Source organism: Kocuria rhizosphaericola, from assembly GCF_044462205.1.
GTDB classification, from domain to species: Bacteria; Actinomycetota; Actinomycetes; order Actinomycetales; family Micrococcaceae; genus Kocuria; species Kocuria rhizosphaericola.
Genome location: NZ_JBISWK010000069.1, coordinates 50765 through 67901 on the forward strand (window position 1 = coordinate 50765; position 17137 = coordinate 67901).

The 17137-nt window shown below is 68.2% G+C and carries 14 protein-coding genes; 7 read left to right on the plus strand and 7 right to left on the minus strand.

Annotated elements, in window-relative coordinates; translation table 11 throughout:
* Nucleotides 1-9: 9 nt before the first annotated feature.
* Together ACH9D2_RS07185 and ACH9D2_RS07190 are read right to left on the minus strand one after the other, a co-directional pair.
* Nucleotides 10-354 carry a cupin domain-containing protein gene (locus ACH9D2_RS07185; protein WP_396362155.1) on the minus strand — a complete coding sequence of 115 codons (345 nt, stop codon included), beginning with the start codon at nucleotides 352-354 and terminating at the stop codon, nucleotides 10-12.
* Between the two features lie 54 nt (nucleotides 355-408).
* Entirely contained in the window at nucleotides 409-1950 is a 1542-nt protein-coding gene (locus tag ACH9D2_RS07190) for an amino acid permease (RefSeq protein WP_396362156.1), read from the minus strand.
* 309 nt (nucleotides 1951-2259) lie between these two features.
* On the opposite strand from ACH9D2_RS07190, the gene ACH9D2_RS07195 reads away from it, so the two are divergent.
* Entirely contained in the window at nucleotides 2260-2841 is a 582-nt protein-coding gene (locus ACH9D2_RS07195) for a TetR family transcriptional regulator (RefSeq protein ID WP_396362157.1), read from the plus strand.
* A gap of 310 nt (nucleotides 2842-3151) precedes the next feature.
* Nucleotides 3152-4021: a Cof-type HAD-IIB family hydrolase gene (locus tag ACH9D2_RS07200; RefSeq protein WP_396362158.1), complete on the plus strand. Its 870-nt coding sequence runs from the start codon at nucleotides 3152-3154 to the stop codon at nucleotides 4019-4021.
* A 169-nt stretch (nucleotides 4022-4190) separates the two neighbouring features.
* On the opposite strand, the gene ACH9D2_RS07205 is transcribed toward ACH9D2_RS07200, so the two are convergent.
* The 4 genes from ACH9D2_RS07205 to ACH9D2_RS07220 form a co-directional block, all read right to left on the minus strand.
* Nucleotides 4191-5036: a PRD domain-containing protein gene (locus tag ACH9D2_RS07205; protein ID WP_396362159.1), complete on the minus strand. Its 846-nt coding sequence runs from the start codon at nucleotides 5034-5036 to the stop codon at nucleotides 4191-4193.
* A 93-nt stretch (nucleotides 5037-5129) separates the two neighbouring features.
* Nucleotides 5130-6542 carry a family 1 glycosylhydrolase gene (locus ACH9D2_RS07210; RefSeq protein WP_396362160.1) on the minus strand — a complete coding sequence of 471 codons (1413 nt, stop codon included), beginning with the start codon at nucleotides 6540-6542 and terminating at the stop codon, nucleotides 5130-5132.
* A gap of 70 nt (nucleotides 6543-6612) precedes the next feature.
* The gene (locus ACH9D2_RS07215; RefSeq protein WP_396362161.1) at nucleotides 6613-8577 is read right to left on the minus strand and encodes a beta-glucoside-specific PTS transporter subunit IIABC; all 1965 of its coding nucleotides are present in this window, start codon (nucleotides 8575-8577) and stop codon (nucleotides 6613-6615) included.
* Between the two features lie 213 nt (nucleotides 8578-8790).
* The gene (locus tag ACH9D2_RS07220) at nucleotides 8791-9399 is read right to left on the minus strand and encodes an SDR family oxidoreductase (RefSeq protein ID WP_396362162.1); all 609 of its coding nucleotides are present in this window, start codon (nucleotides 9397-9399) and stop codon (nucleotides 8791-8793) included.
* Nucleotides 9400-9981: 582 nt separating this feature from the next.
* Between ACH9D2_RS07220 and ACH9D2_RS07225 the strand changes: the two genes are divergently transcribed.
* A complete protein-coding gene (locus ACH9D2_RS07225) occupies nucleotides 9982-10938 on the plus strand; it encodes an AsnC family transcriptional regulator (protein WP_396362163.1) in 957 nt (318 codons plus the stop codon).
* Here the strand turns inward: ACH9D2_RS07225 and ACH9D2_RS07230 are convergent.
* Nucleotides 10849-12363: an amidase gene (locus ACH9D2_RS07230; RefSeq protein ID WP_396362164.1), complete on the minus strand. Its 1515-nt coding sequence runs from the start codon at nucleotides 12361-12363 to the stop codon at nucleotides 10849-10851. The genes ACH9D2_RS07225 and ACH9D2_RS07230 overlap by 90 nt on opposite strands.
* Before the next feature lie 235 nt (nucleotides 12364-12598).
* Here ACH9D2_RS07230 and ACH9D2_RS07235 point away from each other — a divergent pair, with 235 nt between their 5' ends.
* From ACH9D2_RS07235 to ACH9D2_RS07250, 4 genes are all read left to right on the plus strand, one after another.
* Complete coding sequence (locus ACH9D2_RS07235) at nucleotides 12599-13345, plus strand: DUF5058 family protein (RefSeq protein WP_396362165.1); 747 nt, start codon at nucleotides 12599-12601, stop codon at nucleotides 13343-13345.
* 23 nt (nucleotides 13346-13368) lie between these two features.
* Complete coding sequence (locus ACH9D2_RS07240) at nucleotides 13369-14121, plus strand: hypothetical protein (RefSeq protein ID WP_396362166.1); 753 nt, start codon at nucleotides 13369-13371, stop codon at nucleotides 14119-14121.
* 196 nt (nucleotides 14122-14317) lie between these two features.
* The gene (locus tag ACH9D2_RS07245; RefSeq protein WP_396362167.1) at nucleotides 14318-15538 is read left to right on the plus strand and encodes a CoA transferase; all 1221 of its coding nucleotides are present in this window, start codon (nucleotides 14318-14320) and stop codon (nucleotides 15536-15538) included.
* A complete protein-coding gene (locus tag ACH9D2_RS07250; RefSeq protein WP_396362168.1) occupies nucleotides 15535-17106 on the plus strand; it encodes a carboxyl transferase domain-containing protein in 1572 nt (523 codons plus the stop codon). The genes ACH9D2_RS07245 and ACH9D2_RS07250 overlap by 4 nt, the downstream gene beginning before the upstream one ends.
* Nucleotides 17107-17137: the final 31 nt, after the last annotated feature.

The window sequence follows — 17137 nt, forward strand, 5'->3', positions numbered from 1 at the left end:
ATTGGCAGATCAGCTGTAGACGAAGAACTCGACGGTGGGTTCCAGAACCTGCCACCGGGTCATCGCGCCCTCGTTGAAGGAGGCCATGGACCCGGCGGTCAGCTCGAGAGTGTCTCCGCCCTGGACCTCGATGCGCAGGTGGCCGGAGACGATGTAGATGCTCTCGTCCTGGTGGATGGGCAGGTCGAAGGCCTCGGGGGCCTGTCCGGGGGTGACCTCCCAGATCCCGGCCGAGAGGGCCTCGCGATCGCCCTGGCCGGGCTTGCGCAGCCAGCGCACGGTGCCGACCTCGAAGGGCTCCGGGGCGGTGTCGGCGGTGTCGGCGTGGAAGACAGCGGACGTGAGCTCAGACATGGTGATTGGTCCTTTCGGTGCAGGTGTCGATGGAGACGGACAGAGGGGTTCAGATCAGCGGTGGTCAGCAACCGCAGCGGCCGACGAGGTGGGTCGCGGGTCGCGCAGCAGAGGAAGGCGGTCCTGGACCCGGCGGCGGTAGAGGTAGAGCACCAGGGACAGGGCCAGGATCCCGACGCCGATGGCCAGTTCCTTCGGTCCGCCGTAGCCGGTCAGTTCACTGGACAGGGCACCGACCACCAGCACCACGGTGGTGTAGACGACCAGCACCGCCGCCAGGGGCACCGCGTAGCGTCCCACCCGGAAGGGGCGGTCGTACTCGGGGTGGTCGAGGCGCAGGACGAGGAAGCCGGCCAGGGCCAGCAGGATCGCCAGCAGGTAACCCAGGTTGGCCGCGACCAGGATGGAGATCGGGTTGGCGATGAAGACGATGAGCACGATGTTCATCACCACCGCGGCGTAAATCGCCCGGGCCGGGACGCCGTGGCGGTTGGTCCGCTCGAGCTGCTCGGGCGCCAGCCCGTCCAGGGCGGCCCCGTAGAGGGCGCGGGAACCGTCGGCCATCGACGCGTTCACCCCCATCAGCAGGGCGGCCAGGATGGCCAGCAGCATCACGTCGGCCAGCGGTCCGGCCGGCAGCACGCGGGTGAAGGCGGTGACGAACATCCCGGCCGGATCCGCCGCGGCCTCCTGCTGGGTGACGAGCCCGCCGACGCCGAAGGGCACGAGCAGGAAGATCCCGAAGGTGTAGGCCCCGGAGGTGAACAGCGCCTTCTTGCCGTCCTTCTTGGACCGGTACTCGGGCATGAAGGCCGCGCACATCTCGGTGCCGTAGGCGGTCCAGCCGATCAGGTACAGCCAGACCAGGGCCAGCTGGATCGTGGCCCAGGGGTCGGTCGCCAGATCGCCCAGGCCCCAGGTGAGGTTCGGGGCCTGCCACTGCCCGGAGACGAGCGGGGCGGCGATGAACACGGCGAAGGAGGCCAGCAGCAGCACCCCGATCACCTTGTTCACCCAGGCGGCCGGCTGGGCGCCGAAGAGGTTGGGCACCATGATGAGCAGGATCAGCCCGATGCCGATCAGCTGCGCCGGCCCCACCTGGGCGACCCCGAGGTTCAGCGCCCAGGTGGCCTCGGGCAGCCAGCGGGCGGTGATGATGGCCCCGGCGGTCACGCTCACGATGGAGATCACCGCTGACCAGCCGAACCAGTAGCCGAAGGTGGCCAGGGCCCCGGCCGGGGCGAAGCGTTCCCGCCAGGCTTCGTGGGCGTAGATCGGCACCCCGCCGGGCTTGTCCGGGAAGATCGAGGCCATCTCGGCGAACAGGCTGTTCTGCACCCAGCCGATCAGGGCCGCGAAGGCCCACAGCGCCATCGCCGACAGCCCCCCGACCACCGCCACGGTGGCGCCGAAGGAGACGTAGAGCCCGCCGGAGACGGCCATCGACATCGCGAAGGCGTCCTTCCAGGACAGCCGCGCGTGCAGCCCGGTGGACGTCTCGCCGGGGCCGGAGGTGCCCTGCGTCGTCGTCGACGGTGAGCCCGGCGTTGCCGGTGTTGATCCGGCCGTAGCGCCGGAGGTGGTGGGTGAAGACATCAGGTCCCCCTGGGATCGGGTGCTGCTGGAACCACGCGAGTCGCCCTTCGACGCGCAGCGCAGGTCTGAGACGAGCAGATGAACGCCACGCCCACAGCGGGCTGCCGTGACACGGGTCACTGTGCGTGACAGCACAACTCTGCACGTGCAGAGTTTGAATGGCAAGAGGCAGTGGCTAAATATCTTCGACTGACGGTGAGGGCGTCTGGGTGTTCGCCGATCAGGCGCTCATGGGGCCCTCGAAGCGAGGCCGCCAGGTAGCGTGGACGGCCAGGGGTTTCTGAAACCGGGGCGATGGCAGGAGTGCAGATGGCGGGACGCAATGGGGTCTACGGGGCAGGACGGGAGGCCCTGCTGGATGCCGTCATCGAGCTGGTAGGGCGCGACGGGTTGAAATCACTGAGCTACCGCAAGGTGGCCGAGATCGCCCGGGTGGACAACACCTTGATCTCCCATCACTTCGGCTCCAAGACCGCCCTGCTGGAAGCCGCCATGGACCACGCGGCCCAGCGCACCCTGGAGGGCACCGAGTTCGACCGGATCTTCCACGGCGCGATCGCCGACAACGTGCTGGACGCCGTGCGGGAGTCCCCTGAGAGGCAGGCCTTCCAGTACGAGATGGTCCTGGCCTCCAGGGCGATCCCTGCCCTGCGACCGGCAGCCGAGCGTCTGTACGGCGCCTACGTCCAGCGCATGCAGGCGGCCCTCGCCGCCGCGGGTTACGAGGCGGACGAGGCCGTGGCTCGACTGGTGTTCGCTGCCCTCGACGGACTGGTGTTCCAGCGCATCACCATTGCCACCGAGGACCAGACGCGATCGGCGCTGGACCAGGTCGAGCGGTTGCTGCCCGCAGGACGCAGGGTGTCTCCGGCAGCTGATCAGACGGCGTAGCGCAAGAACCCCACGAGAGCTGGCGTCGTGGCCGGCGGAGCGTGGGGTACGCCAGCCAGTAACCAACTTTCATGTCGCGGTGGAGTTGCTCGCCTGTACCACCACTGCACAGACCGGGACATTACGTAAGGCCGTTTAGCGGCCAACGAGCCACGGGTGCTCGGGACTGATGCACGATCAGGTGTCACCCATCCCTGCTTAGTACCCACGCCGTGGCTGTGGCTGACCGAGTTGCCGCTGAGCCGCCTGTAGCGCCGAATAGGATGGCTGGGCCACCCCGTCCCCTCTGGTGGCGTGAAGGAGCAGCCCCGTGACATCCCCCCGCATCGCCTTCCTGGACATCGACGGAACGATCCTCGACCACGGCAAGGCCATCGCTCCCTCGACCGTTGCAGCGATCCGGGGGGCGCGCGCGGCGGGGCACCTGGTGTATCTGTGCACCGGGCGTGCGGCCGGGGCAATTCCCGGTGAGGTGAGCGCGATCGGTTTCGACGGGGCGGTCACCAATGGCGGCGCGTATGCCACCAGCGGGGAGGAGACCGTGGTGGCCGCGACCATGCCGCGTGAGGCGGTGCAGCGGCTCATGACCTATTTCGAGGGCAGCGGCATCCTCTTTTTCCTGCAGACCGATGCCGCCGTCCACGCCTCCCCGCAGGTGCAGGACAAGTTCAACGCGATGATGCGCCGCTGGGAGAGTGACCACGGTGAGCCGGACGAGCCGCAGACCGCCCCGCAGGAGGCGCCACGAGCTCAAGGTCTCGCCGAGGTCGACCTCGACCGTGTCGCGAAAGCGGTGTTCCTGGGGGAGTCTGTGGACACGGTCACCCGCGCCCAGGAGGAGCTCGGCGACCGGTTCCACATCGTGCCCGGGAGCATGCCGCTGCCCGGTGGGTCCAACGGTGAGGTCGGGATGCGCGGCACCACCAAGGGCTCGGCCATCGAGTCGGTGCTCGAGCACCTCGGCCTCGACCGGGCGTCGGCGATCGGCATCGGTGACAGCTGGAACGACGTGGAGATGTTCCAGGTGTGCGGGACGGGCATCGCGATGGGCAATGCCGCCCCAGAGCTGAAGAGTTTGGCCGATGAGACGACGACGAGCGTGCGTGAGGACGGGGTGTGGAACGCGTTCGTGCGTCACGGTCTCGTCGCCGGCGAAGTACTCATCCCGGCGGCGTCCTGACAGCCGGTAGAGGTTCGCGGTTACCCCCGCGCTGATCGGTATGGAGTGAACCCCCTGGCACACCGCAGGCGGCCAGTCCCTGCAGCCTGGGAACCGGGCCTCTCGAATGCGGGCAGGGCAGCTCGGCCGGCTGTCCGGGCGGTGCGGGTTTCGTGGGTCGTCGGAGGAGCTATCGCACCCGGAGATCGTCGACCATCCGGGCGACGTGCAGGGTGAGGTAGGTGACCTCGTCCTCGGTGAGCGGTTCCCCCAGGCGCAGCTCCAGCACTGCCTGCAGTTTCAGCGCGGTGCCGAAGGCCTCCGGGTAAGCCTCCCGGATGGCGGTGCTGAGGCGGGTGGCGCCCTCGTCCAGCTGGCGGCCGGTGTGGGCGCGGACGAAGAAGTAGCGCAGGTGGGTGATGAAGCGGGCGGCGTTGATGGTGTTGCGGTCGAACGGGCGGCCGTAGGCCTGCTCGAGGACCTCGAACAGCTGGGTGAAGACCCCGGTCATCTGGTAGGTGAAGGACAGGTCGCCGGTGGCGAAGCCGGCGTTGACCAGGTGCAGGGCGATCGGGACGGCTTCAGCCTCCGGCAGGAGCTGCTCGAGGTGGGTGTTGACGTGGTCCAGGACCCGCTGGGCGATGCGCAGTTCGTCGGGGTAGAGGTGGGCAACCTCGGCCCGCAGGGGGTACTCGATGTCGATGCCCTGGCGCAGGCGTTTGATGGCGAAGCTGAGGTGATCGGCCAGGCCCACCACCGTGGTGGCGCTCAGGGGCGCGGCCATGTCGGCACGCGCGAGCTCCAGTGCCTGGTCGGCCAGCAGCAAGTGCTCCGGCGGAATCGCCGCGACCAGCGCCCCGAAGTTGTCCGCGTCGCGCCCGTCCTCGGGCACGAAGACGCGCACCACCTTGGTCTCGTCCACCGTCTGCCCGGGCTTGGCTTGGAAACCGAGACCGCGGCCGGTGAGGATGACCTCGCCGCCGGTGGTGTTGCGGGCGAGGACAACGTTGTTGTTGAACACGCGCAAGACCTCCACGTCGTCCTCCTTTCTGTCGGTTCCTCCGGAGTCAGTTCCCCGAAGGGGGGTGGGGACATTCTCGTGCCCCCACCACCGGGTGTCACTGCACCGTTACTGCTGCAGTGCGGCGCCGTTGGTGGCGATGACCTGGCGGTACCAGTCGAAGGACTTCTTCCGGTGCCTCTGAAGGGTTCCGGTGCTGTCGTCGTTGCGGTCGACGTAGATGAAGCCGTAGCGCTTGCTCAGCTGCGCGGTGGAGGCGCTGACCAGGTCGATGCACCCCCAGGTGGTGTAGCCCAGCAGCTCCACCCCGTCGGCCACGGCCTCGCGGGCCTGCACGAGATGGTCGTTGAGGTAAGCGATGCGGTAGTCATCCACGACGGTTTTGGTGCCGTCGACCTCCACGAGCTCATCGACGGCCCCGAGCCCGTTCTCGACGATGAACAGCGGCTTCTGCCACCGCTCCCAGTAGTCGTTCATCACCACTCGCAGGCCCTGGGGGTCGATCTGCCAACCCCACTCGGAGGCCTCCAGAGTCGGATTCGGAACACCACCCAACAGGTTCCCAGCACCTGTGACCTTCTTCGCCGGATCCGCGGTCTCGCAGCTGCTCATGTAGTAGCTGAAGGACACGAAGTCCACCGTGTGGGTCAGGTCCTGGCGGTCCTGGTCGGTGATCTCCAGCTCGATGCCGTTCTCGCGGAAGTGGCGCAGCAGGTACCCGGGGTATTCCCCGCGGCAGTGGACGTCGCCGAAGGCGTAGCTGTCGTGTGCGGTGTGCATCGTGGCCACCACGTCCGCGGGGTCCGGGGTGAGCGGGTAGACAGGCATTGCCAGGATCATGCACCCCACCTGGGCGTCGGGCATGATCTCCCGGGCCAACCGGGTGGCCCGGGCCGAGGCCACCAGTTCGTGGTGGACGGCCTGGTAGAGGTCCTGCTGGGACAGCTGGTCCTTGCGCGTGAGGATCCCGCCGGACATCAGCGGGAAGTGCAGCACCGAGTTGATCTCGTTGAACGTCAGCCAGTACTTCACCCGGGCCCCGTAGCGCTCGAACAGGGCCCGGCAGTAGTTCTCGTAGAAGCCGATCATTTCTCTGGAGGTCCAGCCCCCGTAGGTGCGGGCCAGGTGCAGCGGGGTCTCGTAGTGGCTGATCGTCACCAGCGGCTCGATGCCGTGGCGCTCGAGCTCGTCGAGGACCCGGTCGTAGAAGGCCAGGCCTTCCTCGTTGGGGGTCTCCTCGTCACCGTTGGGGAAGATCCGGGACCAGGCGATGGAGAAGCGGAAGACCGTGAAGCCCATTTCGGCGAACAGGGCGATGTCCTCGGCGTAATGGTGGTAGAAGTCGATCGCCTCGAGCTTGAGGTTGTCCTCGGTCGGTCCCTCGGTGGGCGGCGCCGTGATGCCCTTGGGCATCACGTCCTGAATGGACAGGCCCTTCCCACCTTCGTTGTAGGCGCCTTCGATCTGGTTGGCGGCGGTGGCCCCGCCCCACAGGAATCCCTCGGGAAAAGTCGTCGTCATGAGCTGCTCCTTCATCTGTCGTCCGTCATTCATCGGTCATGTCTGCTGCGGGTCCCGTGCAGGCCTGCTCTCAGATCTGCACGGTCACGGCCGGCTGGCCATGGGTCATGGTGCCCTGGGCGACGGGGACCACGTCCGCGAGCTGGGCGGTGTTGGTGATGACGACCAGGGTGGTCGGGTCGTAGCCGGCCTCGGCGACGGTCTCGAGGTCGACGACGGCCAGGAGGTCTCCGGCCTGCACGTGGTCGCCGCGGTTGACGGCAGGGCTGAAGCCGCGGCCGTCGAGCTGGACGGTGTCGATGCCGATGTGCACCAGCACCTCGACCCCGCCGGGGGACTTGATCCCGTAGGCGTGCCCGGACTTCATCGCAGCCTTCACGGTGCCGGAGATCGGGGCGTAGACGTGCCCGTCGGTGGGGACGATGCCCAGGCCCTTGCCCAAGGCACCGGAGGCGAAGACCTTGTCCGGGACCTCGGCCAGGGCCACGGCACGGCCGTCGACAGGGGCGAGGACCTCCACGGTGCCGGCGACCTCGGTGGCCGTGGCCGTGCCGGTGGGCAGGGTGGCCGTGGCCGAGGTGGCACCGGCGGCAGCACCGGTCGCCCCGGTGCCGGCCGAGGTGTCGGAGGACGTGGTGCCGGTCTCGTCGATCGGTGCGGGAGGCGCGGTGACGGCCTGGGCCTCCCGGGTGCCGAAGAGGAAGGTGAGGGTGAAGGCGATGACCACGGCGATACCGGTGCCGATCAGCTGCAGGGTGAAGCTTCCGACCTCGGTGTAGGCGGGCAAGGCCAGGGCTGAGGCGAAGACGAAGGAGCTGGCCGCGCTGCCGCCGGCGGAGGCGATGGCCCCGCCCACGATGCCGCCGGCGATGCCGAAGTAGAAGGGCTTCTTCAGGGGCAGGTTCACACCGTAGATCGCCGGTTCGGTGATCCCGGCCAGGAACCCGGACAGGGCGGCCGGACCGGCCACCTCACGCCGGGCGGCGTTGCGGGTCCGGGCGAAGACGGCCGCGGTGGCTGCGGCCTGGGCCAGCACGGCGGCCACCAGCGGACCCATCAGCAGCGAGTAGCCCTGGGTGGCGAGATCGTTGATCATGGTCGGCACCAGGCCCCAGTGCAGGCCGAACAGCACGAAGACCTGCCAGAAGCCGCCCATGATGGCCCCGGCCAGCCAGGGCGCGAAGCCGAAGATCGCGTTGATGCCGGCGGACAGGCCCTGGGCGGCGAGGGTGGTGATCGGGCCGACCGTCATGAGGATGAACGGGACCATGATGAGGATGCTCAGCAGCGGGGTGCTGAAGTTGCGGAACGCCGCGGGGATGACCCGGTTGAGGAACCGCTCCAGGTATCCCTGCAGCCAGACCGCCACGATGATCGGGATCACCGAGCTGGTGTAGCTCATCATCACCACCGGCAGGCCCGCGAAGGACACCGGGGCACCGGCGGCGGCCAGCTCCACGATCGAGGGGTAGACCAGGGCGCCGGCGATGGCCATGGAGGTGAACTGGTTGGTCTTGAACCGCCGGGCGGCGGTGATCGCCAGGAACAGCGGCAGGAAGTAGAAGATCGCATCGGCGGCCGCGGCGAGAATGACGGAGGTCTGGGACTCGGCGTCCAGCCAGCCGAATTGGGTGGCCGCGCTCAGGAATGCCTTGAGCAGACCGGCTCCGGCCAGCGGCCAGATGATCGGCTGGAAGATCGAGGAGACCAGGTCGATGAACCGGTTGAAGATGTTCCCGCTGGGAGCATCGTCGCCACCGGCGGCCGCATCTTCGTCGCCGAACTTGGTGATCTTGCCCAGCTCGGCGTACACCGTGGGCACGTTGTCGCCGATCACGACCTGGTACTGACCCCCGGCCTGCATCACCGTGATCACCCCGGGCAACTTCTCGACGGCGGCCTTGTCCGCCTTCGAGTCGTCGCGCAGCTTCAGCCGCAGGCGGGTGGCGCAATGGGTGGCGGAAGCGATGTTGGCCTCACCGCCCACCTCCTGCACGATCCCTGCGGCCAACGACCGGTAGTCCACAACAGCCATGACAGGCCTTTCTCTCCGATTTCGGGCACAAAAAAAGACCCGAGCCGCACCAGTAAGTGCGTCTCAGGTCTTGCCCCGTGTCCGGGTAACAATCCTGTGCAGGCCAATATCGCCCGCAAGGAGCAATTTACAGGTGAGTGGCATCACATGCAAGTGGCCGGGCGTCACGCCGGTGGTCGCTCGCCCAGCATCAACCGCTGGTGCCACAGCCCGTCAGACCAGTCGTGCTCCACCGTCGACGTGGTGGGTGGTGCCCGTCGTGTAGCCGTTGTCGATCAGATGTACGACCGTGGAGGCGATGTCGATAGGGCGTCCGAGCCGCCCCACCAGCAGCGCCTGAGCTTGTGCCTGGAACGTGGCGTGCTTTTCCTCCTCCGACAAGTGGGACCAGCCTTCGGTGTCGACCATCCCTGGGCTGACAGCGTTGACCCGCACCGGGGCCAGTTCCACCGCCAGTGATCGGGTGAGGCCCTCGACGGCGGCATTGACCGTGGTCACGGCCACGGTGCCCGGCGCGGGTCGGTCCACGGCCACGCCGGAGAACATGATGATGCTGCCCGTGTCGGGGAGGGCGGGGGCGAAGGTTTTGACGGCCCGGTAGTACCCCCAGAACTTCGCCTCGAAGACCTGCTGAGCCTGTTCGACCGTCAGGTCCTGGAAGGGCGAGTAGGTCAGCGCGGCGGCGGAAAGGACCAGGTGGTCCAGGTGGTCGATCGCCTGGGCGGCGGCGTCGAGGCTGGCCTGATCGGTCAGGTCGATGGCGATCCCCCGGACGTTGGGCCCGATCTTTTCGGCGACGGACTGCGCGCGGGCCCGATTCACTCGGTCGTCGCTGGTCGCGAATTGAAACGCATGGCGGCCAGGCAAGACACGCATTGGTCACCATCTCCCCGGTGTTGACGACAGAGGGCTCCCGCGAGGGAGGGGAGGGTGGCCCGGCCACGCGCTACGACAAGCATGTTGTAACCGACCGACCGACCGAGCCGGGGCGGTACAGGACCTCAGGGGAAGGATGGGACTGCCCCGAGCTCCATCGGCGTGGGGTAGTCCCATCCATTACATCGAGATCGCCGGGCTTTCGTGGAAAAGGCGGTCGAGGCGATCTTCTGGGAGTCCTGGCCGGCTCGAACACCTTCCTCATCGCCCTGCTGCCCTAGTTGCTCCTGGTGGCCCTGGTCTGCGGTCTCGGCTATGTGGCCTACCTCCGATCGAACAATCCGGAAATCTACGACGCGCTCAACGAGGACCTGGAACGGGTCGACTGGGATGGCATTAGACGTGGAATGCGGCGTAGCGGGCACAATGAACGGGCAGTGCCCCGGGGGATCGGCAGGTTCGCCGTTGCGCTACTGACCGCTGCCGCTTCCCCGGTTCGGAGCGGACGCCGGCAACGAAAGGACCGAGATGGCGGGAGAACTCGACGACCTGCAACGTCGCATCGTGGCGGCCTTGCAGATCGATGGTCGTGCGTCATGGAGGAGGATCGCGGCGGTTCTCGACGTGCCCGAACGGAGCGTGGCTCGTCGCGGCGCCGAGCTGCTGGCCCATGGTGCCGTCGGGATCGTGGGAATACGCCCGCAGCCGACCCATGTCATCGTGAAGGCCACGTGCGCGCCGGGAACGTCCATGGTGGCCGTGGAGGCGTTGGCCCGCCGTCAGGATGCGAGCTTCGCCTACAGGGTGACGGGCGGGGCGGACTGTGTGGCTGAGCTGCTCATCGAACCGACGCGCTTGGGGGAGATCCTGTCGCTAGAGATCCCGGCCATCGCAGGGATCTCGAGCACCAGGAGCTATCCGGTCCTCAAGTACTTCCGGACCATTCGTTCCTGGCGGGCCGAGGTGCTCTCCACGGCTCAGGTCTCGGCCCTGGAGAGGCCCCGCACCCGCGACGTTTGGCCGCCGGCGGTACGACCGTCCCTCGCCGCGCAGGACGAGCAGATGCTCGCCGTGCTGCGCGAGGATGGGCGGGCGAGTTACGAAGTGATCGCCCGTCGGGCCGGGGTTTCGGAGAGCACGGCGCGACGACGGGTGGACTGGCTGCTGGACCAGCAGGTCATGCAGATCCGGGCCGTCGTCGAACCGGCCCTGCTGGGCCTGCCCGTGGAGGCCCTGCTGTGGATCCGGGCGGCTCCGCGACGCGTTGACGACATCGGGGCGGCCTTGGGTCAGGAGTCCTGCGTCCGCTATGCCGCGGCGATTGCCGGTGACCACCAGATCCTTGCCGACGTGACGGTCGGTGGCCTCGGTGACCTGTACCGCTTCATCACCGGGTCACGCTGGTCCCAGGCGGTGGAAGGCGTGGAGGTCTCCGTGCTCTTGGGAGCGCGCAAGCGTGGCGGCAGGATCATGCCCTCCGGTTGATCCCGGCACGCCCTGCAGCAGGTCCGGTCGTCGGGCGGCCCACCGGGTGCGCTCTTCGAAGGCCTTGCCGTACCGCAGCAGCTGCACGTCCTGGTAGTGGTCCGCGGCCAGCTGGAACCCCACGGGTATTCCATCGGGGGTGAAGCCGGCCGGAATGCTGAGCACGGGCAGCGATGTGGCCGATAGGACGCACGCCGATCGCATCCAGTCCAGATAGGTCTCCGAACGCTGTCCTTCCACCTCGGCCGGGTAGCGCAGGGCGGCGTCGAACGGGACGACTTGGGCGGCCGGGCTGAGAAAGAAGTCGAAGCGGCTGAAGAAGGACCGGACGTGCTGCTGCAGTCGCGTGGCGGCCGCGGTGGTGTCGATCCAGTCCTGGGCTGTGAGCGCCCACCCCTGCTCCACGTTCCATACGACCTCGGGCTTGATGAGGTCCCGGTGCCGGCGCACCAAGTCCCCGAGTCCTGCGGCAAAGGTCAGGGCACGGTTGGCGTGGAAGACGGCATCGGCCTCCTCGAAGTCGATGGATGCTTCTTCGACGGTGGCCCCCATGTCCTCGAAGACCGAGAGCTGTGCCTCGAGGACGTCGCGAACGGCGCGCTCCACCGGGATCCTGATGCCGAAGTCCGGCGACCACCCGATGCGCACTCCTTTCATGGTCGTGTCGAGGGAGTCGATGAAGGCGTTCCCGGTCAGCGGGGCAGGTGGGCTCACCTCCGGGGCGGGGCCTGCGACGGCCGACATGAACAGGGCGAGGTCCTCGATCGTGCGGGCCATGGGCCCGGTCCTCCCCAGCCACTGCCAGGCGTCCATCGGGGAGGGCATGGGGATGACGCCGTAGGAGGGGCGGAAGCCGAGGACGTTGCAGAAAGAGGCCGGGATTCGGAGGGAGCCGCCCATGTCGCTGCCCTCGCCCAGAGGCTGGATCCGGGAGGCGACGGCGGCGGCGACCCCACCGCTCGAGCCGCCGGCGCTGCGGTCGGGGGCATAGGGGTTCGTCGTGGTCCCGAACACCTCGTTGAAGGTGTGGGAGCCGGCACCGAACTCCGGCACGTTCGTCTTGCCCGTGGAGATCACACCGGCCCGGCGGAGCCGGTCGATGATCAGGTCGTCGCTCTCGGGGATGTCGTCCCGGAGGACCAGTGAGCCCTGGGTCGTGCGCATGCCCCGGGTGCGGTGGGTGTCCTTGTGCGTCATGGGCAGCCCGTGCAATGGCCCCACCGGTCCGCCGGCAGCGGTGCGCCGGTCGGCACGGTCGGCGGCTTCGAGCGCCCCCTCGGCGTCGAGGGTGACGACGGCGTTGATGGTCGGGTTAACGTCCTCGACGTGTCGGAGATGGGCCTCGACCAGTTCGCGGGAGGAGAGCTCCCTGGTTCGCATGAGGGCGAGCATCTGGGTGGCGCTCAGTTCGAGCAGATCGTCCATGGTTCGGCTCCGTGTGGGTGTGGGGAGAGGGTGTGCTCCGCAGTCTTCCGGGCACGGTCCCGCAGGTGAAGAGTGGTTCAGATCTCAGCCTCGAATGGTGGAATCGGCCACGAATTCGACCGATTCCGCCATCCATTGTCGTCAGAGCGCGATATGACGAAGGTTGTCGCTAAGCCTTCGCGCCACCTGTTAGCCACATCACACGCTGAACGATCCGCCGGAAAGGTGTCCCCTCATGGATGTTCCGCCCACTGTTGTCCGAGCTGCCAGTTCTTCGACCGATATTCTCGCGGTGGCGAACTCCCCGTTCCTGTGGCTGTGCGCCCTCGGGGTCTTCGCGGTCATCGCGGTGCAGTCACTCATCTACGTGAAGGCCGCCCGCAGGGCGGCGCCCTCCATCAGCATGAGCACGCGTGAGCTCAACCGCTCACTGCGTGCCGGAGCCGTGGCCTCCATCGGCCCGTCGATGGCAGTGGTGCTCGTGGCCATCGCCCTGCTTGCGCTCTTCGGGACCCCTGCCGTGCTGATGCGGATCGGGCTCATCGGCTCGGCCGCCGCGGAAACGGCCTCGGCGAGCATCGCGTCCTCCACGATGGGCGCCACCCTGGGCGGTCCCGATTACACCCAGCAGGTCTTCGCCGTGGCCTTCATCGCCATGAGCATCAGCGGTGGCATGTGGATGCTCGCCACCTTGCTACTCACACCCGTTCTCAAGCGGGGCGGGAACAAGCTCTCACAGGTGAATCCGGCGGTCATGCTCATCATCCCGGGCGCCGCACTGCTGGGCGCGTTCAGCATGATCGCCGTCACGGAACTCCCGAAGTCCGGGGTGCACGCCGTGACCGTGCTCGTCTCCGCCGCGGTGATGGGCGGACTGCTCCTGCTCGCCCGCCGGCTCCACGCGCACTGGCTGAAGGAATGGGCGCTAGGCATCGCGATCTTCGTGGGTCTCACCGTCGCCTTCATCGCCCACACCGCCTGAATCCTCGAGAAAGGACCCACATCATGAGCACTGCGACCGCGGTCACTGGCATGGAAGCCTTCGACCGGACGACCTCCACCTGGGGGCGGATCACCATGCTCCTGGGGCTGGCCCTCTCACTTGCGGGCCCCATGTACCTGGTGTTCATAGCAGACCTGGGGGTGACCCTCACCCACGTCCTGACGGCCTACGCAGCCGTTGCCGCGACGTTCCTCATCTTCGCCGTCGTCGAACCCCTGACCTACTTCCCGATCCTGGGACAGGCCGCCATGTACCAGGCCTTTATGATCGGCAACATCTCCAACAAACTGCTCCCGGCGGCCGTCGTCGCCCAGGACTCGATCGGGGTACGCCCCGGCACGAAAAAAGCCGACCTCTCCGCGGTCATGGCGATCTGCGGGGCAGCCTTGGTGCACCTCACCTCGCTGCTGGTCTTCGTCGGGCTCCTCGGCACCTGGCTGCTGGCCCACGTACCGCCACAGGTCATGGAGGTGGCACGCCTGTACATCCTGCCCGCCATCGCGGGGGCCGTTCTCGTGCAGGCCGTCGCAACCATGAGACAACCGCGGACCACCGCGATCGCACTGGGGGTCGCTCTGATCCTCGCGCTCGTCGTCGTCCCTGTGGTCCCCGTGGTCGGGATGTACACCACCGCCGTGGCCGTGGCCCTGACCATCGCCCTGGCGTGGATCCTGGGCAGCCGCACCGACCGGCCCGCCCGCGATGAGCACGACGAGTCCTCCGGAACCGCCCCCGCCGACCAGGAGGTCCGCTGACCAGGGGCCGAGCCCCCGTGCACCGGACCATCCCTGTCGAGGTCCGTACCTCGAGTGCTCCCGAGCCGCACCCCTGGAAGCTCGACATCGTCCTGTCGTGCGTCGAAGAGCGCGCGGAGAGACGCCCCGTCACAGGCACCCGGGCAATCGCCCCCTCGACCCGGTCGCGACCGGACACCGAAGAAAGGAAGCCAGCATGACCACAGCACCCCATGCACCTCACAACCCGACCCCGGGGCCTCTGGCCGGGCTGCTGGTGGTCGACCTCAGCCGGGCACTGGCGGGGCCGCACGCGACCATGATGCTGGCCGATTTGGGGGCGCGGGTCGTCAAGGTGGAATCGGCGACCGGCGACGACACCCGTGGGTGGGGGCCCCCGTTCGTGGGCCCTGCCGAGGACCAGCAGTCCACATACTTCCTGTCCTGCAATCGGAACAAGGAGTCGGTGGTCCTGGACCTCAAGTCGGCCGAGGGCGCCGAGGTGCTCGCCGGGTTGGTGCGGGAGGCCGATGTCCTGGTGGAGAACTTCCGTCCTGGGGTCCTGGAGCGCCTGGGGTTCTCCGCCGAGCGGTTGCACGAACTCAACCGGTCTCTGATCGTGCTCTCGATCTCCGGGTTCGGCCACGACGGCCCGGAGGCTCACCGCAGCGGCTACGACCAGATCCTCCAGGGCGAGGCCGGGCTGATGTCGTTGACCGGACCCGACCCCGAGCACCCGCAACGGGTGGGTGTGCCGATCGCGGACCTGCTGGCGGGAATGTACGGGGCCTACGGGGTGCTGGCGGCACTGCACGAGCGCGAGACCACGGGCCGGGGCCAGGTGGTGCGGACCTCGTTGCTGGCCTCGGTCATCGGGGTGCACGCCTTCCAGGGCACCCGGTGCACGGTCGCCGGGGAGGCCCCGGCAGCCCAGGGCAACCACCACCCCTCCATCGCCCCGTACGGGCTGTTCTCCTGCCGGGGTGGACACGTGCAGATCAGCGTGGGCAGCGAAAAACTGTGGGCGTCCTTCAGTGCCGCCTTCGGCCTCGACACCCTTACTGGCTTCGACACCAACCGCCAGAGGGTCCAGTGCCGGCCGGAGTTGATCTCGGCGATCGAGGAAGCGTTCTCCGCCTACACTCCCAACGAGCTCCTGGAACGGCTGGAGCAAATCGGGATCCCGGCCGGCCGGGTGCGCTCCATGGACGAGGTCTACGCCTGGGACCAGGTCCACTCCCAAGGCCTGCTGATCGAGGTCGACCACCCGGTCCTGGGACCGGTGCGGTTGCCGGGCCCGCCGCTGCGCTTTTTCGACCCGGCCCACGGGGTCGAGACCACCAGGCGGGACCATGCGTCCCCGCCCACCCTGGACCAGCACGGGATCGACATCCGGAACCGGGTGACCTCCCAGCATCCCGTGGAGGTCGGCCGATGAGCGCCACGACCACGCCCACCCGAGCACGCAGCCGCCGGCTCGGAGCCCTCGAGCTCATCTGGGAGCTGGCCCAGCCAGGGAGCTACGAGTCCTGGGACCACCCTGTGGACCTGGAGGCATACGAGCCGGGGTACCGCGCGGAACTGGAACAGGCTGCCGGACGCAGTGGGGCTGACGAGGCGGTGATCACCGGTGTCGGGGTCATCGGCGGGCACCGGGTGGCGTTGATCGTCTCGGAGTTTGGCTTCCTGGCCGGGTCGATCGGCCGGGCCGCCGCCGCACGAGTGGTACAGGCCCTGGAACGGGCCACCGCCGAAGGACTGCCCGTGCTGGCCTGCCCCGCTTCGGGTGGTACGCGGATGCAGGAGGGCACCCCGGCCTTCCTCGCCATGGTGCGCATCACCGCGGCCGTGCGCGCCCACAAGGACGCAGGCCTGCCCTACCTGGTCCATCTGCGCCACCCCACCACCGGCGGGGTCATGGCCTCCTGGGGGAGTCTGGGCCACATTACGGCGGCCGAACCGGAGGCCCTCCTCGGGTTCCTCGGACCGAGGGTCTACCAAGCCCTGCACGGGCAGGACTTCCCGCCCGGGATTCAGAGCGCGGAGAACCTGCAGGCCCACGGCATCCTCGACACGATCGTGTCCCTCCAGGAACTGGGTTCCTTCGTCACCGGGGTGCTGGACGTGGTCTCGGCCGGAAGGACCTCGACCGGGGGTACCGTGACCCGGAGCGACCGAGGACGCGCCCAGCTGCCGCCGCCCACCCCCGTGTGGGAGTCGATCATCCGGACACGCCTCCCGGAACGTCCGGGCATTCGACAACTGCTCGCCGCCGGGGCCGGTGACCACGTCCTGCTCTCCGGAACTACTGAGGGGGAGTCGGACCCGCACGTTATCATCGGGCTGGTCGTCATCGATGGGCGCGGGTGCGTGGTGGTCGGCCACGACCGGCAGGCCGAGCACGAGGGCCCCGGCCCCGGACCGGCCGCTCTGCGTACCGCCCGCAGAGGCATGCGTCTGGCCCAGGATCTGGGTCTGCCCCTAGTCACCGTCATCGACACCGCCGGCGCCGAACTCTCCCCGTCGGCGGAGAAGGGCGCCTTGGCTGGGGAGATCGCCCGGTGCCTATCGGACCTCGTAGGACTTGGTGTGCCGATCGTCTCCGTCCTGCTTGGGCAGGGAACCGGAGGGGCAGCCCTGGCTCTGCTCCCCGCTGATCGGACCGTGGCGGCCGAGCACGCCTGGCTCGCCCCGCTGCCCCCCGAAGGAGCCAGCGCCATCGTCCACCGCGACCTCGACCACGCCCCGACCATGGCCCAGGCCCAACGCGTGTCCACCCGGGACCTCCTCGACCTCGGAGCGGTGGACACCGTCGTGCCCGAAGGTCCCGTGCCCATGGGGACGGGCCCCCTCACCGACCGGACGTTCTGCCAAGCCATGGTGCGTGCGATCAGCATCGAGCTGGACCGTGCTGCAGACGTCCCACGTCCTAAACGTCTCGAAAAACGGATCGCCCGTTACGACCTCCATCCGGCGCTGTCGGAGGCTGGCTCCTCTGCGTCATGACAGGTCAGTTCCATGGATCGACCAAGCCATC